Source organism: Allobosea thiooxidans (genome assembly GCF_900168195.1).
Taxonomy (GTDB): domain Bacteria; phylum Pseudomonadota; class Alphaproteobacteria; order Rhizobiales; family Beijerinckiaceae; genus Allobosea; species Allobosea thiooxidans.
Genome location: NZ_FUYX01000011.1, coordinates 64,827 through 86,422, shown reverse-complemented (window position 1 = coordinate 86,422; position 21,596 = coordinate 64,827). Strand labels below are relative to the sequence as shown.

The 21,596-nt window shown below is 67.7% G+C and carries 22 protein-coding genes and 1 tRNA gene; 13 read left to right on the top strand and 10 right to left on the bottom strand.

The genetic code is table 11. The features are described 5' to 3' along the window. Positions 1-2: 2 nt before the first annotated feature. Both rplM and B5Y19_RS18650 read right to left on the bottom strand, forming a co-directional pair. The gene (rplM, locus tag B5Y19_RS18655; protein WP_055726329.1) at positions 3-464 is read right to left on the bottom strand and encodes a 50S ribosomal protein L13; all 462 of its coding nucleotides are present in this window, start codon (positions 462-464) and stop codon (positions 3-5) included. A gap of 326 nt (positions 465-790) precedes the next feature. After that, a complete protein-coding gene (locus B5Y19_RS18650) occupies positions 791-1,219 on the bottom strand; it encodes a PaaI family thioesterase (RefSeq protein WP_055726328.1) in 429 nt (142 codons plus the stop codon). A gap of 124 nt (positions 1,220-1,343) precedes the next feature. On the opposite strand from B5Y19_RS18650, the gene B5Y19_RS18645 reads away from it, so the two are divergent. Continuing rightward, entirely contained in the window at positions 1,344-2,156 is an 813-nt protein-coding gene (locus B5Y19_RS18645; protein WP_055726327.1) for an enoyl-CoA hydratase, read from the top strand. Positions 2,157-2,233: 77 nt separating this feature from the next. Here the strand turns inward: B5Y19_RS18645 and B5Y19_RS18640 are convergent, their stop codons facing one another. After that, a complete protein-coding gene (locus B5Y19_RS18640; RefSeq protein ID WP_055726326.1) occupies positions 2,234-2,677 on the bottom strand; it encodes a hypothetical protein in 444 nt (147 codons plus the stop codon). Positions 2,678-2,826: 149 nt separating this feature from the next. Between B5Y19_RS18640 and B5Y19_RS18635 the strand changes: the two genes are divergently transcribed. From B5Y19_RS18635 to B5Y19_RS18625, 3 genes are all read left to right on the top strand, one after another. Then, positions 2,827-3,357 carry a CoA-binding protein gene (locus tag B5Y19_RS18635; RefSeq protein WP_055726325.1) on the top strand — a complete coding sequence of 177 codons (531 nt, stop codon included), beginning with the start codon at positions 2,827-2,829 and terminating at the stop codon, positions 3,355-3,357. A 90-nt stretch (positions 3,358-3,447) separates the two neighbouring features. After that, positions 3,448-4,671, top strand: coding sequence for an FAD-dependent oxidoreductase (locus B5Y19_RS18630; RefSeq protein ID WP_055726324.1), 1,224 nt, complete (start codon positions 3,448-3,450; stop codon positions 4,669-4,671). A gap of 71 nt (positions 4,672-4,742) precedes the next feature. Further along, positions 4,743-6,020, top strand: coding sequence for an O-acetylhomoserine aminocarboxypropyltransferase (locus B5Y19_RS18625; protein WP_055726323.1), 1,278 nt, complete (start codon positions 4,743-4,745; stop codon positions 6,018-6,020). 113 nt (positions 6,021-6,133) lie between these two features. On the opposite strand, the gene B5Y19_RS18620 is transcribed toward B5Y19_RS18625, so the two are convergent. Further along, a complete protein-coding gene (locus tag B5Y19_RS18620; protein ID WP_079591913.1) occupies positions 6,134-7,198 on the bottom strand; it encodes a COX15/CtaA family protein in 1,065 nt (354 codons plus the stop codon). A 127-nt stretch (positions 7,199-7,325) separates the two neighbouring features. Here B5Y19_RS18620 and B5Y19_RS18615 point away from each other — a divergent pair, with 127 nt between their 5' ends. Next, the gene (locus B5Y19_RS18615; RefSeq protein ID WP_055726321.1) at positions 7,326-7,535 is read left to right on the top strand and encodes a DUF2842 domain-containing protein; all 210 of its coding nucleotides are present in this window, start codon (positions 7,326-7,328) and stop codon (positions 7,533-7,535) included. Positions 7,536-7,541: 6 nt separating this feature from the next. On the opposite strand, the gene B5Y19_RS18610 is transcribed toward B5Y19_RS18615, so the two are convergent. Continuing rightward, positions 7,542-8,594, bottom strand: coding sequence for a polysaccharide deacetylase family protein (locus tag B5Y19_RS18610; RefSeq protein ID WP_055726320.1), 1,053 nt, complete (start codon positions 8,592-8,594; stop codon positions 7,542-7,544). A 129-nt stretch (positions 8,595-8,723) separates the two neighbouring features. Here B5Y19_RS18610 and B5Y19_RS18605 point away from each other — a divergent pair, with 129 nt between their 5' ends. Beyond that, complete coding sequence (locus tag B5Y19_RS18605) at positions 8,724-9,944, top strand: GNAT family N-acetyltransferase (RefSeq protein WP_055726319.1); 1,221 nt, start codon at positions 8,724-8,726, stop codon at positions 9,942-9,944. Positions 9,945-9,965: 21 nt separating this feature from the next. Here the strand turns inward: B5Y19_RS18605 and B5Y19_RS18600 are convergent, their stop codons facing one another. Continuing rightward, a complete protein-coding gene (locus tag B5Y19_RS18600; RefSeq protein WP_055726318.1) occupies positions 9,966-12,131 on the bottom strand; it encodes a GumC family protein in 2,166 nt (721 codons plus the stop codon). 323 nt (positions 12,132-12,454) lie between these two features. Here B5Y19_RS18600 and B5Y19_RS18595 point away from each other — a divergent pair, with 323 nt between their 5' ends. Next, positions 12,455-13,015, top strand: coding sequence for a polysaccharide biosynthesis/export family protein (locus B5Y19_RS18595; RefSeq protein ID WP_055726317.1), 561 nt, complete (start codon positions 12,455-12,457; stop codon positions 13,013-13,015). Between the two features lie 19 nt (positions 13,016-13,034). Further along, a complete protein-coding gene (locus B5Y19_RS18590) occupies positions 13,035-14,201 on the top strand; it encodes a glycosyltransferase (protein ID WP_055726316.1) in 1,167 nt (388 codons plus the stop codon). 4 nt (positions 14,202-14,205) lie between these two features. Here B5Y19_RS18590 and mdtI read toward each other — a convergent pair whose 3' ends face one another. Both mdtI and B5Y19_RS18580 read right to left on the bottom strand, forming a co-directional pair. Continuing rightward, positions 14,206-14,541, bottom strand: coding sequence for a multidrug/spermidine efflux SMR transporter subunit MdtI (gene mdtI / locus B5Y19_RS18585; protein WP_244555638.1), 336 nt, complete (start codon positions 14,539-14,541; stop codon positions 14,206-14,208). Next, complete coding sequence (locus B5Y19_RS18580; protein WP_079591911.1) at positions 14,538-14,891, bottom strand: DMT family transporter; 354 nt, start codon at positions 14,889-14,891, stop codon at positions 14,538-14,540. Before B5Y19_RS18580 ends, mdtI begins: the two co-directional genes overlap by 4 nt. Before the next feature lie 540 nt (positions 14,892-15,431). Here B5Y19_RS18580 and B5Y19_RS18575 point away from each other — a divergent pair. Continuing rightward, positions 15,432-16,985 (top strand): undecaprenyl-phosphate glucose phosphotransferase, encoded by a 1,554-nt coding sequence (locus tag B5Y19_RS18575; protein WP_055726314.1) that lies wholly within the window; start codon positions 15,432-15,434, stop codon positions 16,983-16,985. Further along, positions 16,982-18,220, top strand: a complete 1,239-nt coding sequence (locus B5Y19_RS18570) for an O-antigen ligase family protein (RefSeq protein WP_055726313.1) — start codon at positions 16,982-16,984, stop codon at positions 18,218-18,220. The genes B5Y19_RS18575 and B5Y19_RS18570 overlap by 4 nt, the downstream gene beginning before the upstream one ends. Before the next feature lie 6 nt (positions 18,221-18,226). Here B5Y19_RS18570 and B5Y19_RS18565 read toward each other — a convergent pair whose 3' ends face one another. Continuing rightward, on the bottom strand, positions 18,227-19,045 hold the full coding sequence (locus B5Y19_RS18565; protein WP_055726312.1) for a class I SAM-dependent methyltransferase: 819 nt from the start codon (positions 19,043-19,045) through the stop codon (positions 18,227-18,229). A gap of 190 nt (positions 19,046-19,235) precedes the next feature. On the opposite strand from B5Y19_RS18565, the gene B5Y19_RS18560 reads away from it, so the two are divergent. The 3 genes from B5Y19_RS18560 (at position 19,236) to B5Y19_RS18550 (ending at position 20,621) form a co-directional block, all read left to right on the top strand. After that, positions 19,236-19,313, top strand: a tRNA-Pro gene (locus B5Y19_RS18560). Positions 19,314-20,063: 750 nt separating this feature from the next. Next, on the top strand, positions 20,064-20,246 hold the full coding sequence (locus B5Y19_RS25780) for a hypothetical protein (protein ID WP_139384459.1): 183 nt from the start codon (positions 20,064-20,066) through the stop codon (positions 20,244-20,246). Positions 20,247-20,390: 144 nt separating this feature from the next. Beyond that, complete coding sequence (locus B5Y19_RS18550) at positions 20,391-20,621, top strand: hypothetical protein (protein WP_055726301.1); 231 nt, start codon at positions 20,391-20,393, stop codon at positions 20,619-20,621. A gap of 331 nt (positions 20,622-20,952) precedes the next feature. Here B5Y19_RS18550 and B5Y19_RS18545 read toward each other — a convergent pair whose 3' ends face one another. Then, positions 20,953-21,576, bottom strand: a complete 624-nt coding sequence (locus B5Y19_RS18545) for an alpha/beta hydrolase (RefSeq protein WP_055726300.1) — start codon at positions 21,574-21,576, stop codon at positions 20,953-20,955. Positions 21,577-21,596 lie beyond the last annotated feature (20 nt).

Below are 21,596 nucleotides of genomic sequence, written 5' to 3'. Positions count from 1 at the left end.
GGTCAGACCCTCTTGTTCTTGCTGTTGAGCGCGGCGACGTCGAGCGCCTCCGGCGACTGGGCCGCGTGCGGATGCTCCGAGCCCTTGTAGACGCGCAGATTGCCGAGGATCTGGCGGAAGAGCGGACCACGCGGCAGCATGCGCTCGACGGCCTTCTCGACGACGCGCTCAGGGAAGCGGCCTTCCAGGATGAACTTGGCCGAACGCTCCTTGATGCCACCCGGGAAGCCCGTGTGGTGGTAGTAGTTCTTCTGCTCGCGCTTGCGGCCGGTGAAGGAGACCTTCTCGGCGTTGATCACGATGACATTGTCGCCGCAGTCGACGTGAGGAGTGTAGGCGGCCTTGTGCTTGCCGCGCAGACGCATCGCCACGACGGAGGCGAGACGGCCGACGACGAGCCCGGAGGCGTCGATCACAACCCACTTCTTTTCGACATCGGCGGGCTTGAGCGAGATGGTCTTCATCGCAGGCACCCTTCGGTTGCGTAAGAAAAGGACAAGCCGCCGGGACTCCGGCGGCGGTGTGGCGTGGCAATAGGAGCAAGGAAGCCGGCTGTCAAGCGCGCCGAATGATGCCGAAACGCGAAAAACGAAGATTTTTCAATCTTCTGCCGATAGCGGTATCATGATACCGCAATTTTCTATCCGCCCTCCACCGTCATGCTCGCCCTTGTGGCGAGCATCCACGCCTTGATCACCGCCCTCGACCAGCGAACATATGGATGGTCGGGACAAGCCCGACCGCGACGGAAAGGGCGCGGCGCCCGAAAATGGCGCCAGATGATCCGCCCTTACCGCTCGGCCGGAATCGAATAGGTCCCGGTGGCGTGGCAGACCATCTCGCTCTCCCCTTGCGAGAACAGGCGGACCTCGCCGACGGCGAGCCGCTTGCCCAGCTTGAGCAGCTTCGCCTCGCCGATCAGCGCCGCCTGTCCAGGCTTGCGCAGGAAGTTGAAGGAGAGGTTGGTCGTCACCGCGAGCGCGACCGGGCCGATCTGCGCGAGAATCGCCGCATAGAGGGCAAGATCGGCCAGGGCCATCATCGTCGGCCCCGAGATCGTGCCGCCGGGGCGCAGATGCTTCTCGTGGTAGTCGCAGCGCATCCGGGCCGTCATCGGCCCGACCTCCTCGATGAAATAGGTGCGCCCGCCGTGATGAAGCTGCGGGAAGACCTCGTCGAGATAGGCTTCGATCTCGGAGGCGGTCATGCGGATCGTCATGCGGAAAACCGAAGGCTGAAGCGGGTCTTCTCCCCTTGCAGCATGGCGGGCCGGCCCCGACAATAGGCCGAAACGCAAAGGCGCCGTGCGAAGCCGGGCGCCGGACAGACGATAAGGAATCGGCATGAACGCGCATCACAAGCCGGACGCCGCTCCGTTCCTGCTGCGCGGCGACGAGGCCGGGATCGCGACGCTGACGCTCAACCGCCCCCAGGCGCGCAACCCGCTGAGCGAAGCGATGCTGGCCGCCTTGAGCGAAGCCTTCACCGCCATCGCCGCCGACCGATCGGTCAAGGCCGTCATTCTCGCCGCCGCCGGGCCGGTGTTCAGCGCCGGGCACGACCTCAAGGAAATGACGCCCCATCGCGCCGACCCCGACCGGGGCCGGGCCTATTTCGCCGATATCCTCGGGCGCTGCTCGGCGATGATGCAGCAGATCACCGCCCTGCCCCAGCCGGTCATCGCCGCGGTCGAGGGCACGGCGACGGCTGCCGGCTGCCAGCTGGTCGCGAGCTGCGACCTCGCCGTCGCCGGCAGCGATGCCCGCTTCTGCACGCCGGGCGTCCATATCGGGCTGTTCTGCTCGACGCCGATGGTGGCGCTGTCGCGCAACCTCTCGGCCAAGCATGCGATGGAGATGCTGCTGCTCGGCGAGATGGTGCCGGCCGCGGAGGCCGTGCGGATGGGGCTGGTCAACCGCGCGGTGCCGGCCGGCGAGGCCCTGGCGGAAGCCGGCCGCCTCGCCGCGATCATCGCGTCGAAATCCGCTGCGACCGTCAAGACCGGCAAACGCGCCTTCTACGAACAGCGCGAGATGGGCCTCAAGGCGGCCTATGACCATGCCTCGGCCGTCATGGTCGAGAACATGCTGGCGCGCGACGCCGAGGAAGGGATCGGCGCGTTCATGGAAAAGCGCGCGCCGATCTGGGAGTCGTAGCGGCCGGCCGCCCGGTGCCCGTGGCGTTCGATCGAGACGTCAGCAGGATCCGGCGGCCGGGTCGTCCTGCGGCGCCGTCAGACGATTTCCCAAAGACGATGCGCCACCGGGGTCGCGGGTACGGGTGCGATCGCAGGCGCAGCCTGTCCCTCGCGCGCCGGCTCGGCCGGCAGCTGCAGCACCGTGGCACGCTGGCCTTCGGCGAGGCTCGTCACCATCACGAGCCGCCCATCCGGCAGTTCGAGGGCGTCATGGTGGACATAGGGTTTGTCGAGGTCGATCTGGCGGAAGCGTGCGACCCGGGCATGGTACTTGCGGTTCGGCAGCAGCCCGAGGCCGCGATCGCATTCGATATCAGCCGCGAAGGCCAGTTCCGTCCCCGGCATCACGCAGACGGCCACCTCCGGCTGGCCGACGGCGCAGAAGCCGCGGGTGCAGGCTTGCGGAAACCGGGTCGAGACCAGCTCGTCGCCGACCTTGGCCGGAGTGGACATCACATTGTGCAGGCTGTAGTCGCACATGGTAGGCACTCCTCCTTCGCAGATGGCAAGTCGGGGCCCATCCCCGAACGCCCAGAAGAGCACGAAAGCATGGCGGTGCTATGTTGGGCGCGCATTGACATGCCGCCGAAGCCCCTTGATATCCTTCACCTTTCTTCGAGTGCCCGAAATTGAGCCACGAATTCTACGACGACGCGCTGATCCGCCGCATCCTGCGCGAAACCAAGCGGATCGCGCTGGTCGGTGCCTCGGCCAACGAGGCGCGGCCGAGCTGGATCGTGACGAAATACCTGCTCGATCGGGGTTATGACGTGGTGCCGGTCAATCCGGGCCTCGCCGGCCAGACGATCCTCGGCAAGACCGTCTATGCCTCGCTCAAGGACATTCCCGGCCCGATCGACATGGTCGAGATCTTCCGCAACTCGGAAGCGGCCGGCCCGATCACCGGCGAGGCGCTGGCGCTCGATCCCCTGCCGAAGGTGATCTGGATGCAGCTCTCGGTGCGCAACGACGAGGCCGCCGCCCGCGCCGAGGCGAAGGGCCTCACCGTCATCATGAACCGCTGCCCCAAGATCGAGTATGGCCGGCTCTCCGGCGAGATCGGCTGGCAGGGCATCAATTCGCGCATCCTTTCCGCCAAGAAGCCGGCGCTCGCCGGCAAGGGCTTCCAGAAGCTGACGATCAACCGCCCGGGGACGTAGCTGACGGCTTCCGCGGAAGCGCCAGCGCATCCCGGACAGGCGGCGCGAGCCCGGGACCACCCCGCGCAGGATTATGTCGGAAGGGATGCCATGCGCGAATTCAGCACCACCTGCTGCATCGCCGGCGGCGGCCCGGCGGGAATGATGCTGGGCTTCCTGCTCGCGCGCGCCGGCGTCGACGTCACCGTGCTCGAGAAGCACGCCGACTTCCTGCGCGATTTCCGCGGCGACACCATCCATCCCTCGACGATGCAGCTGATGCAGGAACTCGGCCTGCTCGATGACTTCCTGAAGCTGCCGCATACCAAGGAATGGCACATCGTCGCCCGCTTCGGCGAGGAAGACGTGCCGATCGCGGATTTCAGCCACCTGCCGGTGGCGGCGCCCTACATCGCCTTCATGCCGCAATGGGACTTCCTCGATTTTCTGGCCGATCGCGGCCGGGAGCTGCCGCGCTTCCGGCTGCTGATGCGGGCCAAGGCCACCGGGCTGATCCGCGAAAGTGGGCACGTCGCCGGCATCACCGCCGAGACGGACGATGGTGAGACGGCGATCAAGGCCGATCTCGTCATCGCCGCCGATGGCCGCGATTCCGAGCTGCGCCGGGCCGGCGGCTTCACGGTCCATGAAATCGGCGCACCGATGGATGTGTTGTGGTTCCGCCTATCGCGGCGCGACGGCGATGCCGCTCAGACCTTCGGGCAGGTCGCGCGCGGACGCTTCGCCGTGATGCTCAATCGCGGCGACTACTGGCAATGCGCCTATGTGATTCCGAAGGGCACGCTGGAAAAGCTCCGGGCGGCCGGGCTCGACGCCTTCAAGGCGAGCCTGGCCGAGCTGCTGCCGGTCCTGACCGGCCGGGCCGGCGAGATCACGAGCTGGGACGATCTCAAGCTGCTCTCGGTCGCGGTTGACCGGCTCGAACGCTGGTGGCTGCCGGGGATGCTCTGCATCGGCGACGCAGCCCATGCGATGTCGCCGATCGGCGGGGTCGGCGTGAACCTGGCGATCCAGGATGCGCTCGCGGCCGCCAACCGGCTGGCCGCCCCACTGCGCGAAAAGCGTGTGGCCGATAGCGATCTCGCCGCCGTCCAGGAGCGTCGGCGCTTCCCGACCAACACGACCCAGGCCCTGCAGGTCGCGATCCAGAACCGGGTGATCACGCCGATCCTGGCCGGCGATGGCCCCGTCGCGCCGCCATGGCCGCTCAAGCTGCTGCAATGGTTCCCGTGGCTGCGCCGCATCCCGGCCCGGCTCGTCGGCATGGGCTTCCGGCCCGAACATATCGGACCGGAGCTGGCGCCGCGCCGCTGAATTGACGCTACGGGCCGCGTTCGTTAAATCGAACGAACGGTTTCGAAATCAGAAGTGTCAGGGAGCACACCATGTCCGATCGCGCACCGGGTTTCAGCACGCTCGCCATCCATGCCGGGGCTGCGCCCGATGCGGCGACGGGTGCGCGCGCGACGCCGATCTACCAGACGACCAGCTTCGTCTTCGACGATGTCGACCACGCCGCCTCGCTGTTCGGGCTGCAGGCCTTCGGCAATATCTACACCCGCATCGGCAACCCGACGAACGCGGTCCTCGAGGAACGCGTCGCAGCCCTTGAGGGCGGCACGGCGGCTCTCGCCGTCGCCTCCGGCCATGCGGCCGAGTTCCTCTGCTTCCACGCACTGCTGCAGCCGGGCGACGAGTTCGTCGCCGCCAAGAAGCTCTATGGCGGCTCGATCAACCAGTTCAACCACTCTTACAAGAACTTCGGCTGGAACGTGATCTGGGCCGATCCGGACGATGTCGAGAGCTTCGCCAAGGCGGTGACGCCGAAGACCAAGGCGATCTTCATCGAATCCGTCGCCAATCCGGGCGGCGTCATCGTCGACATCGCCGCGATCAGCGCCATCGCCAAGAAGCACAACATCCCGCTCATCGTCGACAACACGATGGCGACGCCCTATCTGCTGCGCCCCTTCGAGCACGGCGCCGACATCGTCGTGCATTCGGCCACCAAGTTCCTCGGCGGCCACGGCAACTCGATCGGCGGGCTCATCGTCGACGGCGGCTCGTTCAACTGGGTCGGCGACGAGCGTTACCCGATGCTGTCCAAGCCGCGGCCGGAATATAACGGCATGGTGCTGGGCGAGACCTTCGGCAATTTCGCCTTCGCCATCGCGACGCGCGTGCTCGGCCTGCGCGACCTCGGCCCGGCCCTCTCGCCCTTCAACGCCTTCATGCTGCTGACCGGCATCGAGACGCTGCCGCTGCGCATGCAGCGCCACTGCGAGAGCACGCAGAAGGTCGCCGAGCACCTCGCCAAGCACCCGGCGGTGGAGTGGGTCAGCTATCCCGGCCTGCCGGGCGACAAGTATTACGAGCTCGCCAAGCGCTATGTGCCGAAGGGCGCCGGCGCGGTCTTCACCTTCGGGCTCAAGGGCGGCTACGACGCCGGCGTCAAGCTGGTCTCGAACCTCAAGCTGTTCTCGCATCTCGCCAATATCGGCGATACGCGCTCGCTGGTGATCCACCCCGCCTCGACCACCCACCGCCAGCTCAGCGACGAGCAGAAGACGCAGGCCGGCGCCGGCCCGCAGGTCGTGCGCCTCTCGATCGGCCTCGAGGATGTCGAGGACCTGATTGCCGATCTCGACCAGGCGCTGGCGTAACAGTCTCTTGCCGTCATGGTCGGGCTTGTCCCGACCATCCACGTCTTCCTCTATCGCGGGTGGCGTTCAAGACCTGGATGCTCGCCACAAGGGCGAGCATGACACGAGCGCCGTCAAACCCGCGCCGCCTGCTCGGTGCGGGTGACATGCACCACGCCCATCGCCAGCACGGCGAAGCCGAGCGCCTGATGCGCGAGCCCGGCCCAGAGCGGCACCACCAGCAACAGAGTCACGATGCCCAGGGCCGATTGCGCCAGCACCAGCCCGGCGAGCGCGGTCGCACGCCTGGCGCTGCCGGATGCCGGCGCGGCACGGCGCAGCGCCAGCAGATTCCAGAGCGCGACGGCGAAGAGCACATAGGCGCCGAGGCGGTGGTTGAACTGGACCAGCGCGACATTGTCGACGAAGTTCTCCCAGAATGGCGTCTGGGCGAAGAGCTGCGAGCCGGCCGGGACGAGGGTTCCATCCATCAGCGGCCAGGTGTTGAAGGTGAACCCGGCCTTCGAACCCGCGACGAGGCCGCCGAGCGCGACCTGCACGAAGAGCAGCAGCAGCAGAAGCCAGGCCAGCGCCCTGCCCCGCGCCGGCTCGACGCGGCGCAGCGGCGTCAGCGCGGTGGCGAAGGCGACGACCGAAGCGAAGAACAGGCCCGCAAAGGTGAGGTGCAGGGTCAGCTTGACCGGCGCGACGGCAACCATGCCAGGCTGCAAGCCGGAGGCGACCATAATCCAGCCGATCGTGCCCTGAAGGCCGAGCAGCAGGCCCATGCCGAAGAGCGTGACGACCTGGCGCGCCGGCAGCAGGCGCCGCAGGGCGATGAGGAGGGAACCCGCGAGATAGACCAGCCCGATGAAGCGGCCGAGCTGGCGATGGCCCCATTCCCACCAATAGATGAACTGGAACTCGCCCAGGCTCATGCCATTGTTGAGGAGCTGATATTGCGGACTCGCCCGGTATTTGGCGAACTCGTCGGCCCAGATCTCGGCCGAGAGCGGCGGCAGCGCCCCGGTGATCGGCTTCCATTCGGTGATCGAGAGGCCCGAGCCCGTCAGCCGTGTCGCGCCGCCGACGATGATCATCAGAAAGACGAGGCCCGCCACCGTCCAGAGCCAGCGGCGGATGCCGGCATGGGCGGCCTTGGCGGGAGCGCCGGCAGTCTGATTCAGGGCAAGGGTCACGGGCTGAGGGCCTTCGTCGCAGAAGCAGGCGCTTCACAAGCGCGGTCGCCGGTGACATAGACCCGCCAGCACGGCGCGACAACGCCCGCATTGCCGCAGCAGCCGGGCCCGCCCGGCGGAGAGCCTGATGAAACAACGCAACCGCAAGCTGGTCGGGACGGTGCTGATCCTCGTCTTCGTCTGCGTCTATGCGCTCGTCGCCATGGCGCTGGCGCAGGGCCGGATCACCGAAGCGCCCAAGCTCGTGCAGACGGTCGCCTATATCACGCTCGGCCTCGCCTGGGTCCTGCCGCTGCTGCCGCTGATCAAGTGGATGGAGCGCAAGGACGAGGGCTGATTCCCGTCAGGCGACGTCGAGCCTTCCGCCCCGGCTCCGCAGCCAGAACGGCAATCCGGACAGCAGCGCCCGCAACGCCGGCTCGGTCTGGTGCAGCCCGTTGAGCGAGACCCGCGGCAGGGCGTGGAGATTGGCGGCATGCTCCGGGAAGAGATGGCCCGGGCGCGTCGTCACGGCGCTGGCAAAGCCCGCCTCCCGCACCAACGCGAATTCGCGCGGCCCGGCCGAGGCGGGGTCCCCGACCGGATAGGCGAAGTGGCGGACGGGCATGCCGAGCGCCGCCTCCAGCCGCACCTTGCTCTCGACGATCTCGTTGCACGCCGTCTCCTCATCGTGCTTCGCGAGCATCGGGTGCGTCAGGGTATGGGCACCGATCGTCACGCCGGGCGCGCCGGACAACGCGCGCAGCGTTTCCCAGGGCAGACACTCCCGCTCGACCAGCGCGGCGCGGTCGATGCCGGCCCGTTCCGCCAGATCGGAAATCGCCGATAGCAGAATCGCTTCCGGCCCCTTGCGCAGACGCCAGTAGAGCCTGTCGAAGACGCTCTGCTTCTCGGCATCGGTTTCCGTGCGGGCGGCGAAGCGGCCCTCCGGCAGGGCCAGGTCCAGGCGCGGCAAGGCCCGGACCGCCTCCTCAAGCTCCAGCCACCAGAGCCGCGCCCTGCGCTCGGCGAAGCCAGGGGTGACGAAGAGCGTCCATGGCGCTTCATGCTTGGCCAGCACCGGCCAGGCATGCTCGACATTGTCGCGATAGCCGTCGTCGAAGGTCAGCGCGACGAAGAAGCGGCCGGGCTTCGGGCGCTGAAGCCGCGCCAGCGCCTCGTCGAGCGAGACGAGGTCATAGCCCTCGGCACGAATGAGGCGGAGTGCGTCATCGAGGAAGGTTGGCGTGACGTCGAGCCCGGCATTGGGGGCAAAGCCGCGCCTTGCCTCCGGGCGGACATGGTGCAGGGTCAGGATCGCGCCCGCGCCCTGCGCGAAGCCGCGACTCCAGCGATCGGCCCGCGTCGCCGCCATGAGTCCGAATGCGGCCGTGATGGCCTTGTGACGCCCGTTCATCACCGTCCCGCGCAACCGCCCGCTAACCTTAGCGCGCGATGGCGCCGCCGGGCCGGGCGATCGTGACCGATCCGTTCACAATGACGGGTTAAGGACGCCATGCCCCGCTCCGTTCAAGGGCCGAGAACCATGCCTGCCACCGCCGCCGAGGCGCCGCACTACCCGAACGCCGTCTCCAGCCGGGCCGGCAGCCCGCCCTGGGCCTCGATCGCGATCGAGAGCGAGATCGCGCGGCTGGAGGAGGCGTGGCTCGCCTTCGAGCAGACGGCGCTGGTGACGCCCTATCAGGCCTATGGCTGGATCAAGGCCTTCGTCGAGACGGTGGGCCCCGCGCACGGGATGGTGTTCCGCTATGCCCTGCTCCGCGACGCGGCCGGCAATCCCTGCGCCCTGCTGCCGCTGGTCATCACCCGCCGCAGCGGCATCCGCTTCGCCGAAATCATCGGCGGCAAGCATGCGAACTATCACATGGGCCTCTACGCCCCCGCCTTCGCCGCCAAATTCGACGCGCCGCTCGCGACCCGAATGTTCCGGGAGATCGGCGCCGCCATCGGCGGGCTCGACGCGCTGATCTTCGTCAATCAGCCGACGGCCTGGAACGGTGTCGCCAACCCGCCGGCGCTGCTGGCAGCCGGGCCGAGCCCGAGCCGCGCCTACAAGCTCGCGCTGGTACCCGGCGACGGGGACGCCACGCTCAAGCGCTCGATGAGCAGCCACGCCCGCAAGAAGCTGAAGAACAAGCGCAGCCGCTTCGGCGATTTCGGCCCCTCGCGCCTGTCCCGGGCAGAGACCCCGGCGGAGATTGAGCGCGTCGTCTCGGCCTTCCTTTCACAGAAGGCCGAGCGGTTCCGCGCCATGGGCCTGCCGGATCCCTTCGCCGAGCCCTCCGTCCGGGCGTTCCTGAGCCGGGCGGCCGGAACCGGTGGTGCCGCCTCCCCGCTCGAGCTTTACTCGCTGGATCTCGGCGGGGCCCCCGTCGCGACCTATATCGGTGCCGTCCATGGCGACCGGTTCTCCGGCATGGCGACCTCGTTCGACATGAGCAGCGAGACCGTCAAGACGAGCCCGGGCGAGCTGCTGCTGGCCGAGCTGATCCACCGGAAATGCCAGGAAGGCGTCGCAGTCTTCGATCTCGGCGTCGGCGAGGCACGCTACAAGACCAGCTTCTGCGACGACCATGACGATCTGGTCGACAGCTTCCTGCCGCTGACGCTGAAGGGGCGGTTCTTCGCCCGGGCGGCGCAGGCCCGACGCGCCCTCAAGCGGCGGATCAAGCGCTCGCCCACGGCACTGAAGCTGGCCCACCGGGTCTCGGGCTGGCTACGCCGCCGCGAGCCCGTCGACGACTAGCGCGAGGACCGGAGCCGCGGCTCAGGCCTCGACCGCCTCCTCCGCCGCCCGAGACTGCACCGGCGGCACGCCGCCCTCGGCGTCGAGGATGAGCGTGATCGGCGCATCGGTCAGTTCGCTGAGGCGGTAACCGACTTCCAGCGCATGGCCGTTGCCAACCTGGCCGCTCATCACCAGCCCGCCCTGGGCGCGTCGCGCCACCGGCGCGAGCAGCGCGCCCTCGTCGTTCGAGGCGGCGGCGACCAGCACCCAGTCATAGGTCTCGCAGAGCGCATCGAGCGCGACATCCACAAGGTCCGGCGCCGCCAGCACAGCGGCGCGGCCGGCGCGGCCGGGGCCGATGCTGTGCAGCCGCGAACCCGGTGCGCGCATGATGATGTCGGAGAACAGCGCCTCGCCGGCGAGCAGCTCGGAGAAGCCCGGCTCGCCATGGTCGTCATCCTCGGTCAGGTCGACGAGGATGCAGCGGCAGCGCTGTGCCAGGAGCAAGGCGAGGTCGCGCGCATCGGCAGCCCCTTCGCCGCCGGCTTCGAGCACGAGCATCATCGGCGCCATGCCGCGCGCGGCTTCCTCGGTGCGCTCGGCGATCTCTGCCAGGGTCTGCTCCGGCTGATCGAGGTCCAGGCGGACCTGACCAAGGCGGCCGGTATGGGTCAGCAGGCCGGCGACACGCTCGCGGCGCGGCTCGTCCGGCGCGGGCCGGTCCGGCTCGGCACCCTCCTCCGTCGATCCAGCGGAAACCCAGCGCGGACCGCGCGGCGTCTCGGGCAACGGGCGGCCCTGGCCGTTGAGCAGCTCGCGCGTGACGATGGTCGCGAGCGCGATCAGGAAGGTCGCCAGCGTCGAGACCAGAATGACCGGGACCTTCTTCGGGAAGGACGGCTCCGTCGGCTCGACGGCACGCGAGATGATGCGCGCATCGGCCGGGGTGGCGTTCATCGTGTCGCGGGCGACGGCCTCGCGGTAGCGCTGCATGAACTGCTCGAGCTGCTCGCGCAGGGTCCGGGCCTCACGCTCGAGGGCGCGCAGCTGGACCTCGCTGCCATTGGCCGAGGAGACGCTCTTCTTCTGGCCGTCGAGCGCCGCCTGGAAGCTCTCGACACGCTGGCCGGCGATCTTGGCCTCGTTCTCCAGCGTCCGCACCGTCCGCTCGGCGGCGGCGCGCAGCTGGCCTTCGAGATCGGCGAGCTGGGCATTGAGCTCCTTGATCCGGGGATGCTCGGGCAGGAGGCTGCGCGATTCCGCGGCGATCTGCGCGCGCATATTGACGCGCTGCTCGATCAGCCGGCGAACCAGATCGTTATTGGCGACATCCGGGATCTCGAAGGTGCGCCCCTGCTTGATCGCATCGCGGATCAGCCCGGCCTTGGCCTGGGCCTCCGCCTGCTGGCTGCGCGCGGCGGAGAGCTGCGCCGAGAGATCGGTGAGCTGCTGCGAGGAGATGCTGGTGTTGTTCGGGCCGACGAAGAGGCCGTTCTTCGAGCGGAAATCCTCGACCTTCGCCTCGGCGTCGGCGACGCGCTTACGCAGCGGCTCGATGGTGGTCGACAGCCAGTTCGAGGCGCTGCGCGCATTCTCCTGCTTCGCCGCCTCCTGGAATTCGAGATAGGTCTCGGCGATCGCGTTCGCCGCCCTGGCGGCCAGCGCCGGGTCCTGCGAGGTGAATTCGACGGCGACGATGCGCGAGCGGCCGACCGGATAGACGAGCAGCCGGTCATAATACTTCTCGAGCACGCGCTCTTCCGGCGAGCGGTCGGCCGGATGGCCGCCGAGCCCGATCATCACGGCAAGCTTGCGGACGGCGCTGAGCGCGCCCACGCCGGAATCGAACTCGGCATTGCCGACGAGGCCGATGCGCTTGATCGCCTCGCGCGCCAGATCGCGCGACATGATGATCTGCACCTGGCTCTGCACGGCCTCGGAATCAAACTGGCCGGAGCTGTCCGGCTGCGCCTGGCCCGGCAAAGTGTAGAAGCCGCCGCGACTTTCCAGCAGCAGCCGCGCCTCGCCGGTGTAGCGCGGCGTGACGACGTTCACGGCCAGGAAGGACAGAGCTAGCGCAGCAAGCGTCGGCGCGACGATCCAGAATCTGCGGCGCTTGATCGCGGCCCACAGCGCGGAGAGATCGAGCATGTCGCCGCGGCTTTCGCCGACGCCGCGCGCTTCAATCCCAGCTTGAGCCGTCATGGCACACCTCCGGACGCAGAACACCCGCGCCCCGGGGCAGGGACGCAGCGCTATTGAAGGCTCAGTAAGGTTATTGACCGGTAAATGCCGGCCGCCCGGCGCGGCCAAAATTCACCATAAGACGCGCCTCACCCTGCGAAACCGATGCAGAAACAGCCCTACGCAGGGCCGCGCCGGCCCGCTTTCCATCATCGGCGGGAGCAGCTCGACGCGACGAAGCTCCCTGCCCCGGCTCCGTCCGGCGCAGGATCGATAATCACCGGAAGCCTTTGTTAACCATATCGCGCCTAAAGCTCGGGCGAATTCCGCACGGGTAGCCAGTGATGAGTCGACACCTCGCCTCTATGATCTTGGCCGTCGCCATGCTGACGGGTGCGTGCGCTCCCCGCTACACGGCTTCGGACTACACGATGACCGAGCCGGCAGGCCCCTACAGGCTCGCCAGCGGCGACCGGCTGCGCATCATCGTCTTCGGGCAGGACAATCTGTCGAACATCTACGCGGTCGACGGTTCGGGCCGGATCGCAATGCCGCTGATCAACACGATCGAGGCGCAGGGGCGCACGACGCAACAGCTCGCCCAGGCCATCGAGGCGAAGCTGCGCGGCGGTTACCTGCGCGAGCCCAAGGTCTCGGTCGAGGTCGACACCTATCGCCCCTTCTTCGTGCTGGGCGAGGTCACCAATTCCGGCCAGTTCCCCTTCGTGAACGGCATGACCGTCCAGACGGCCGTCGCCATCGCCGGCGGCTTCACGCCGCGCGGCCAGCGCTCCTCGGCCGAGGTCACCCGCCAGATCGAAGGCCAGACCGTCACCGCGACCGTGCCGATCACCTATCCGGTCCAGCCCGGGGACACCATCGTCATCAAGGAACGCTGGTTCTGAGGCTGGGCGGACTCCAGCGATGACGGACGCTCCCGGCGCACGCCCCTTGCGCATCCTGCATGTCTTCCGGGCGCCGCTGGGCGGCCTCTTCCGCCATGTCCTCGACGTGGCGCGTGGCCAGACCGAGCGCGGCCATGCCGTCGGCATCTTCTGCGATTCCAGCACCGGGGGCGCACGCGCCGACGAGGTCTTCAGGGAGCTGTCGGCACGGCTTGAGCTTGGCGTCACGCGCGTGCCGATGTCGCGCCACCCCAACGCCACGGATGCCAAGGCACAACTCGCGCAGATCTCGCTGCGGCGCCGGCTCGCGCCGGACGTGGTCCATTGCCACGGCTCGAAGGGCGGGGTCTACGGGCGCCTGCCCGCCCTGTTCTCGCCGCGCCGCCGCTACGTCACCGCCTATACGCCCCATGGCGGCAGCTTCAACTACAAGCCGGGCGGGATGGAGCACGGGGTCTACATGGCCGTGGAGCGCCTCCTCGAACGGGCGACCGACATATTCCTGTTCGAGAGCCGCTTCATCGCCGGGCGCTTTGAGGCCAGCATCGGCCACGCGCCGCGCACCGACTCCAGGGTGGTGTTGAACGGCATCTCCGAGGCGGAGTTCGAGCCGGTGGACCACAGCGGCGCGGAATTCGACCTGCTCTATCTCGGCGAACTGCGTGCCGCGAAGGGTGTCGACACCCTGATCGACGCGCTGGCGCTGCTGCGCCGGCGCGACAAGGTCACGCCGCGCATCCTGATCGTCGGCTCCGGCCCCGACGAAGCCACCCTGCAGCAGATGACGCGCGAGCGCGGCGTCGCCGATCAATGCGTCTTCGAGCCGCCGGGCCCGATCCGCCGCGCCCTGGCGCGAACGCGCAGCATGGTCATTCCCTCGCGGGCGGAATCCCTGCCCTATGTCATCCTGGAAGCGGCAGCCGCGGCGCAGCCGCTGATCGCCACCGATGTCGGCGGGATCGGCGAGATCTACGGACCCCGCCATCGCCATCGCCTGATCCGGGCGAATGATCCCACGATCCTCGCCGAGGCGATCCGGACGATGCTCGGCGCCTCCGAGGCCGAACGCCGGGAACAGGCTGCCGATCTGGCCGCGCATGTCCGGCAGAATTTCCGGCTCGACGCCATGGTCGAGGACGGGCTCGCCGCCTATCGCAGCGCGATGGCCGCGCGCGGGATCGCGTGAGGCCTCAGATCAGCTTCAACGTCGCGACACCCGCGACGACCAGCACGATGCCGAGCCAGCCCGCCGGCCGGATGCGCTGGCCGAAGACCAGCGAGCCGACGATCGCGGTGATGACAAGCCCGGCACCGCCCCAGACCGCATAGGCGACCGACAGGTCCATGCCCTTGATCGCCTGCGCCAGGGCGGCGAAGGCACCCATCACCAGCAGGATGCCCCCGGCGCCGTGCAGCCGCCGGCTCATGCCATCGGAGAGCTTGAGCAAATAGGTGCCGGCGATCTCGAGCGCGACCGCCACCAGCAACCACAGAAGCGGAACGACCTGGACGAGCGCCGCATTCACGCGAGCCTCCCGTCACCCTGCCTCCGTTCGGACCCGACGCCATGCTCGATCAGCAGAATACCCGTCAGGATCGCGGCCAGGCCGAGCGCACGGCCGACCGTTAGATGCTCGCCGAACAGGAGATGGCCGATCACGGCGATGCCAACGATGCCGATCCCTTCCCATACGGCATAGGCGACCGCCATCGGGATGGTGCGCAGCGCCACGCTGAGCAGGATGAAGGAGAAACCGATCAGGGCCAGCGGCAGGGAGCCGACGAGCCAGGACATGGAGACGGCCGACTTCAGCGCGGCCGTCGCGACGATCTCGACGGCCACGGCCGCGAGCAGAACCAACCAATGAAAAGACATGTTGCACACGGGCGAAGCCGGCGCTGGACGTCGCGGGCGCGACGCAGGGACAGCCAAGCAATCGTTAGAGTTATAAATCGACAGGCCGGGAAAGAAGCAACCGCAGGGTCAACACCCCCGCAATCGGCGCCATGAACGAAACAACGTTCCCGGCGCAAAGCTCTTCGCGAGCAATATGTGCTTCTCAGACGCCCATCGACGAGGAATATGCCTTTCGAAAAGGGCAATGTCAACTAGCGATAACTTGCAATAACAATGACTTGCGGGAATCAATCACTTTCCCGCACCGCTCGCCCCCTAGCCAAGACATTGACCGACCGAGACAAAATCGACTTTCTCGCAGGAGCTTTTTGCAGCGATTTTCGAGCGCGTTTTTGGGCTCGGTTCGGGGCTGGCGATCGATCCCGGATTCGCCGCTCGGCCGCCCCGCCCTGCAAAAACAGCGAGCAGTCCGGTTAAACGTTCCGTGAGCAATTTGGGCTAGACCGCAACCGGGATCGCCACGCTCCGTCCGGGCGATCCGGGTTGAGGATGAGTGTGATGGGGACTTTCGACGTCCGCGATATGATGAAGGCGGATGCGGCCGCCGCAGCCGCGTCGAGCATGCTCGGCGCGTCGGAGAAGGGCCAGACCCGGCGCTTTCACCCGCTGGCGGAACGCATCGCCGCGATCCCGGTGAAGCCGACGCTTTCCCCCGTCATGATCGAAGGCGTCGCGCGCCTGCTGGACGCGCTCGCCGTGCTCGGAAGCGGAGCCCTCGTCTATTGGCTCTACGTCTCCGGCAAGACGACGCACACCCTGCCCTACCAAATCGCGATCCCGGCGCTGGCGCTCGGATCGCTCGGCGTCTTCCAGGCCCTGCAGCTCTATCCGATCGGCGCGTTGCGGAACGTCATCGGCAGCGCCGTCCGTCTCGTCACCGGCTGGACGATGCTCTTCCTCGTCACGCTGGCGGTGTTCTTCTTCCTCAAGACCAGCGACCAGGTGTCGCGCGGCTGGCTGATCGGGTTCTATTTCGCCGGCGCCGGCGCGCTGCTCGGCGGTCGCTTCATGGTCACGGCGGGCGTGCGATATCTGACGCGCTCGGGGCGCCTTGAGCGGCGCACGGCCATCGTCGGCGGCGGCGAGGCCGGCGAGGCGCTGATCCGGGCGCTGGAAGGCCAGAAGGACACGGGCCTGCGCATCTGCGGCGTCTTCGACGACCGCAACGACGAGCGCTCGCCCGACCTCGTCGCCGGCTATCCCAAGCTCGGCACCATCGACGATCTCGTCGAGTTCGCCCGCCGCACCAAGCTCGACCTCGTGATCTTCACCCTGCCGATCTCGGCGGAGGCGCGCCTGCTGACGATGCTGCGCAAGCTCTGGGTGCTGCCGATCGACATCCGCCTCTCGGCGCATCTGTCGAAGCTGCGGCTGCGCCCCCGCTCCTATTCCTATTTCGGCACCGTGCCGGTGCTCGACGTGTTCGACCGGCCGATCGCCGACTGGGACATCGTCGTCAAATGGGTGTTCGACAAGGTCGTCGGCACGCTGGCGCTGATCGTTCTCTCGCCGTTGATGATCGCGACCGCGATCGCTGTGAAGCTCGATTCGAAAGGGCCGGTGCTGTTCCGCCAGAAGCGCTACGGCTTCAACAACGAAACCGTCGAGGTGCTGAAGTTCCGCTCGCTCTACCATGAGATGACCGATCACAGCGCCGCCAAGCAGGTCACCCGCGACGACCCGCGCGTGACGCGCGTCGGCCGCTTCATCCGCAAGACCTCGATCGACGAGCTGCCGCAGCTCCTGAACGTCGTGTTCAAGGGCAACCTGTCCCTCGTCGGGCCACGGCCGCACGCCATCCACGCCTCCGCCTCGAACCGGGCCTATGAGGTGGTGGTCGACGGCTATTTCGCCCGCCACAAGGTCAAGCCGGGCATCACCGGCTGGGCGCAGATCAATGGCTGGCGCGGCGAGACCGATACGGACGAGAAGATCCAGCGGCGCGTCGAGCACGATCTCTACTACATCGAGAACTGGTCGGTGCTGCTCGACCTCTACATCCTGGCGAAGACGCCGTTCTCGCTGCTGACCAAGAACGAGAACGCCTATTGAGCGTCTTCGCGCCAGACCCGCCGCAGGCGGCGCCCCCGCGCCTGGCGATCTCCTATGCCGCGGTCAAGCGGGGCATGCTCTGGCTGCTGGGCGCCTCCGGCGGCTTCGCGCTGATCGAGCCCTCGCCCTATGAATTCACCTTCCTGCTGGCGCTTTTCGTCTTCGCGCTGACCGGCATCCGTTTCTCGCAGAAGCTGCTGCCCCTGGCCGTGCTCCTGCTGCTCTACAATATCGGCGGCATCTTCTCGCTGATCCCCTGGATGGACGAGCCGGATTCGGTGCGCTTCACCGCCGTCTCCGTCTATCTGATGATCACCGCCATCTTCTTCGCGGCGATCATGGCGGACGACGCGGCCGGACGCCTCGAGACCCTGCGCAGGGGCTATCTTTTCGCGGCCTGGTGCGCCGCCTTCGCCGCCATCCTCGGCTATTTCAACATCGCCGGGCTCGGCAGCGTGTTCACGCTCTACGGGCGCGCCTCGGGCACCTTCAAGGACGCGAACGTGCTCGGGCCGTTCCTCGTCCTGCCGATCGTCTACATGCTGCACTACGTGCTCAGCGGCAGGGTCGGGCTGGCGCGCGGGCTCGTCGTCATCAGCGTGCCGCTGCTGGCGCTGTTCCTCACCTTCTCGCGCGGCGCCTGGGGCAATCTCGTCGCCTCGGCGCTGCTGATGGTCGGCCTGACCTTCCTCACGGCGCCGAATGCCGCAAGCCGCGCCCGCGTCGTCTTCCTGACGCTGGTCGCCTTCGTCGCGATGCTGGCCGCGCTCGCCGTCACGCTCTCCTTCGATGACATCCGCGAAGTCTTCGAGGCCCGCGCCAGCCTCGTTCAAACCTACGACCAGGGCGTCACCGGCCGCTTCGGCAACCAGCTGCGCTCCATCCCGATGCTGCTCGACACCCCCAACGGGCTAGGCCCCCTGCGCTTCCGCTGGCATTTCTTCGAGGACCCGCACAACGTCTACATCAACGCCTTCGCCTCCTATGGCTGGCTCGGCGGCGCAGCCTGGCTCGGGCTGATGGCGGCGACCTGCTATGTCGGATGGCGGGTCGTCTTCCGGCGCAGCGCGACGCAGCACCACGTCATCGTGCTCTGGTCGGTGCTGTTCGTGACGATCCTGCAGGGGCTCCAGATCGATACCGACCATTGGCGCCATCTCTATCTGATGCTCGGGCTGATCTGGGGTCTCGCGGTCCTGCCCGAGCCACGGCCTCCGTCCCGGCCCCGTTCCTGACCGGGCTCAGGCTCCGTCCTTGCGGACGACGACGTAGGCGTAGGTGGTCACCAGGCTCCAGCCGAGCCGCGCCGCCAGCGCGTTGAAGTTGTGGTCGAGCTGCTTCAGGCCCGGCATCCGGTCGAAATAGCCATGCCCCCAGAAGCGCTGGATATGCACGTCGTTGAAGCCCGCGCGGGCGAGCATCGGCCGCAACTGCCCGGGGTTGCCGCGGCACCAGTCGTAGAACGCCGGAAATTTCGGATCGTCGCCGCCCTCGCGCCGCGCCGGAAAGAGCGCGTGGACGATCGCGCGCGACGCCTTTTCCGGCAAGGCGTGATTCAGGGCGAAGACAGGCGCCCAGAGCGTCGGGAAGAAGGCCAGGGCGACACCGCCCGGCGCCAGCAGCGCATGGATGTTGGACCAGGCCCGCTCGACATCGGAGACGTGCTCGAAGACCATGCGCGACACCATCATGTCATAGCCGCCGCGTTCGACATCGGGCTCGGAGAGATCGCCGGCGATATCGAAGCGTGCCGTCCTGAGACCGCTCGGCGCACGCGCCAGTTCGTCCGCATCGATATCGTTGACCACGAAGTCGAACCCATGACGGTGCGCGCCGGCGGCGTCGAACAGCGGATCCCGCCCGCCGCCGATCTCGCAGAGCCGACGCAGGCCGAGCTGGCGCGCCAGGCGCAGAATGACCGGCTCGTAGTGATCCCAGGCCCAGGCCGAATGCCAGTCGGGCTCAAGGTCGCGAAAGAAGGCCGCCAGGGATCCGGCGGCAGGTTCCGCCGCCCGTGTCGTCGTCCGCATCTGGGCGGTGTCGGCATTTGCCAGAGACATGGTCCTTCCCGCCTTCTGCCCCTTTCCCCGCATCGACCTTGGCGGGAAGCCGCCGCTGAGGCAATCACATGCCTAAGAAAACGTTAACGGGCCGATGATGACGGCCCGGCCCCGCCGGGACACAGAGTTGTTCATCATCGCGTCAAAGCGCATTGCATCCGAGCCGCCCCGCCACTATAAGCCGAGCCGTCGGAGCGTAGCGCAGCCCGGTTAGCGCACTTGTCTGGGGGACAAGGGGTCGGAGGTTCGAATCCTCTCGCTCCGACCATAAAACCCCGCAAAATCAAAATACTTGCCAACCACCCGTTTCCCGGGGCCGAGGAACAAATCGGCACCGATCGGGATGGAATCGGCCATACCGGGACAAGGAGTCCCGACAAAGTCCCGACAGATGCTCTGCTGACGTTCGCGCAGCGCATCACGACGCAAGCCTTCTCCACCCGATCTCGCTCGCGGAGGAGACTCCGCTTGGACGCGCCGCTTCGTGCTTTCGCGGCGGCCGGACCATCGGGGCCGCCGTAACGTTCGCCATCCCCACCGCGGAGGTCGGCCGGCTGGCCACGAAATTGCGCTGCCCAAGCCTGCGATGCCTATGCCGGCCCAAATCGAAACACTCTGTACCATGCGGGGCCATCATGTCGTTGAGGCGCAAGCGAGAGCGTACCATCTCGAACTATGACGAGTGCAGCGTCCTTTTGTTGAGCGCGTTTTTCTGCGTAACCGGAGAAACGGCCGAAGACGCTCAGCTAAGGAAGTCTATCGAGGTCGCGCTGATCGATCTGGCCAAAGCCCGAAGCGCTGCCAGCCGAGCGAACGTCATCAAGTTCAGCCGGCGGCGGCCCCTCGCGGGATGACTGATGATCCGTAGACGCAACACCGTTCACGACGATGTCCGCGGGATGCATCAGGCCGGCCGCCGAGCCGGGCCGTATGAGAAAACCGATCCCCCCTCAAATGGGGGATGCGCGCCTCCGGCGCTCCGGAACATGATCGACGTGCGGCGCGGAGAACAACAACCATGAAACGTGGGAATCGGCTGTCGCTCATCGTCCGGCGAGCGCAGATCCGGCGCGTGACAGCCGGCAGACGAGAAACCTCCACCACGACGAGACCGCAGTTGCGGCTGGTCGTCTCGAACAGCTTCGACGAGGGCCAGAAGGCGGAGCACCAGCGCGGGGACCAGTCTCCGCCCTTCGATTAGAGCCGCCTTCGATCGGAGCGCCCCGGATTGACCGGATCCGGTCGCAGGACTGCCTTATCCGTTCAGCGGCCAGTCATCTGCCGTCGTCCTTGATGCGGACGCGGCCGACGCTTGGCGTCGCGCCCGGACAGCCGAAGCGAGGTCATGTTGAGGCAGGATTGGTTCCATTGCGAGGATTGCGGCTCGCCGGGCGTCTCGGTTCCGAGCCAGCTCGACGATGCCGGCGTGGTGTCATGCGCAGGCTGCGGGCTGAGCCTCGGCTCCTGGGCCGATTATCGCCGGCGCATCAGCCGCGCCTTGCTGGCTGAGCAGGCGGGCAAGGCCCGCCCGGTCGTGGTCGCCGACCCGATCGGTTCCATCGCCGCCGCGCGCTAGCACCTCGCCGGCAAGACCCGCCCAGCAACGCGCATTCGCATCTTGGCCAGAGAACGGCCGAGCACTCGACGGCCGCACCCGCCCGGTTTTCCACCGCAGCCGAGGGCGACCGCCTTGCCGGCGTAGCGACGTTACGTCACCATTCATAGACGTCGCGTTGGGAGGAAGCCGGTCATGCGAGCCTGGTCGCGCTCATCGGATATCCCGATCTCGAATCCCGGCGCTGTGCTGCTGCGCGCCCTCGTGGTCACCGCGCTGGCGCTCGCGATCCTGGTCCCGCTCGCCGGCTGAAGCCGGCGGGAAGGCCGGCGGCAAAACGCCGCCGGCCTCCTCAGATGCGAGCCAGCCAGTCGCCCAGCAAAGCGAGATCGGCCTGGCCGAGACCATGCCCGGCCGGAAGCACGCGGTGCTCCACCACGGCTCCGCCCGCCGTGAGCTGCCCCGCCAGTTCTTCCGCGTTGGCAGCAGGTATGATCGGATCGAGCGCTCCCGAGAGCAGCAGGACAGGCTTGCCGGCAAGATCGGCCCGCGGCGCCCTGGCGAAGGGCTTCATCGCCCGCAGCAGGGCCGCACCGGCCAGAATCTCCGGGCGCTGCAGCAGCAGCGCCGCCGCGATGTTGGCACCGTTCGAGAAGCCGAGCGCGATCGGCGCAGGCAGGCCATAACGCTCCCGTGCCTTCAGGACGAAGTCGGCCAGCTCGTCCGTTCGGCGGCGCAGATCGGCTTCGTCGAACACGCCTTCGGCCAGCCGCCGGAAGAAGCGCGGCGCCGCACCTTCCAGAACCTTGCCGCGCGGCGAGAGCAGGCTCGCACCCGGCGCGACGGTGCGGCCGAGCGACAGCAGGTCGCGCTCATCGCCTCCCGTGCCATGCAGCAGCAGAAGCGGCGGGCGGGCCGGATCGGTGCCCGGCTCGAAGACATGGATGAAATCGTTAGCCCCGTTCGTGTCGGTCATGGTGATCTCCCTTCGATGAA

Bases quoted from the DNA above. Each gene is read 5' to 3' on its own strand.
- B5Y19_RS18625 (WP_055726323.1), top strand. From the start codon at position 4,743: ATGTCCGATCGCGCACCGGGTTTCAGCACGCTCGCCATCCATGCCGGG.
- B5Y19_RS18645 (WP_055726327.1), top strand. From the start codon at position 1,344: ATGAACGCGCATCACAAGCCGGACGCCGCTCCGTTCCTGCTGCGCGGC.
- B5Y19_RS18610 (WP_055726320.1), bottom strand. From the start codon at position 8,594: ATGAACGGGCGTCACAAGGCCATCACGGCCGCATTCGGACTCATGGCG.
- rplM (WP_055726329.1), bottom strand. From the start codon at position 464: ATGAAGACCATCTCGCTCAAGCCCGCCGATGTCGAAAAGAAGTGGGTT.
- B5Y19_RS18575 (WP_055726314.1), top strand. From the start codon at position 15,432: ATGGGGACTTTCGACGTCCGCGATATGATGAAGGCGGATGCGGCCGCC.
- B5Y19_RS18545 (WP_055726300.1), bottom strand. From the start codon at position 21,576: ATGACCGACACGAACGGGGCTAACGATTTCATCCATGTCTTCGAGCCG.
- B5Y19_RS18595 (WP_055726317.1), top strand. From the start codon at position 12,455: ATGAGTCGACACCTCGCCTCTATGATCTTGGCCGTCGCCATGCTGACG.
- B5Y19_RS18630 (WP_055726324.1), top strand. From the start codon at position 3,448: ATGCGCGAATTCAGCACCACCTGCTGCATCGCCGGCGGCGGCCCGGCG.
- B5Y19_RS25780 (WP_139384459.1), top strand. From the start codon at position 20,064: ATGAAACGTGGGAATCGGCTGTCGCTCATCGTCCGGCGAGCGCAGATC.
- B5Y19_RS18550 (WP_055726301.1), top strand. From the start codon at position 20,391: ATGTTGAGGCAGGATTGGTTCCATTGCGAGGATTGCGGCTCGCCGGGC.
- B5Y19_RS18605 (WP_055726319.1), top strand. From the start codon at position 8,724: ATGCCTGCCACCGCCGCCGAGGCGCCGCACTACCCGAACGCCGTCTCC.
- B5Y19_RS18580 (WP_079591911.1), bottom strand. From the start codon at position 14,891: ATGTCTTTTCATTGGTTGGTTCTGCTCGCGGCCGTGGCCGTCGAGATC.
- B5Y19_RS18650 (WP_055726328.1), bottom strand. From the start codon at position 1,219: ATGACGATCCGCATGACCGCCTCCGAGATCGAAGCCTATCTCGACGAG.
- B5Y19_RS18565 (WP_055726312.1), bottom strand. From the start codon at position 19,045: ATGTCTCTGGCAAATGCCGACACCGCCCAGATGCGGACGACGACACGG.
- B5Y19_RS18615 (WP_055726321.1), top strand. From the start codon at position 7,326: ATGAAACAACGCAACCGCAAGCTGGTCGGGACGGTGCTGATCCTCGTC.
- B5Y19_RS18590 (WP_055726316.1), top strand. From the start codon at position 13,035: ATGACGGACGCTCCCGGCGCACGCCCCTTGCGCATCCTGCATGTCTTC.
- B5Y19_RS18640 (WP_055726326.1), bottom strand. From the start codon at position 2,677: ATGTGCGACTACAGCCTGCACAATGTGATGTCCACTCCGGCCAAGGTC.
- B5Y19_RS18600 (WP_055726318.1), bottom strand. From the start codon at position 12,131: ATGACGGCTCAAGCTGGGATTGAAGCGCGCGGCGTCGGCGAAAGCCGC.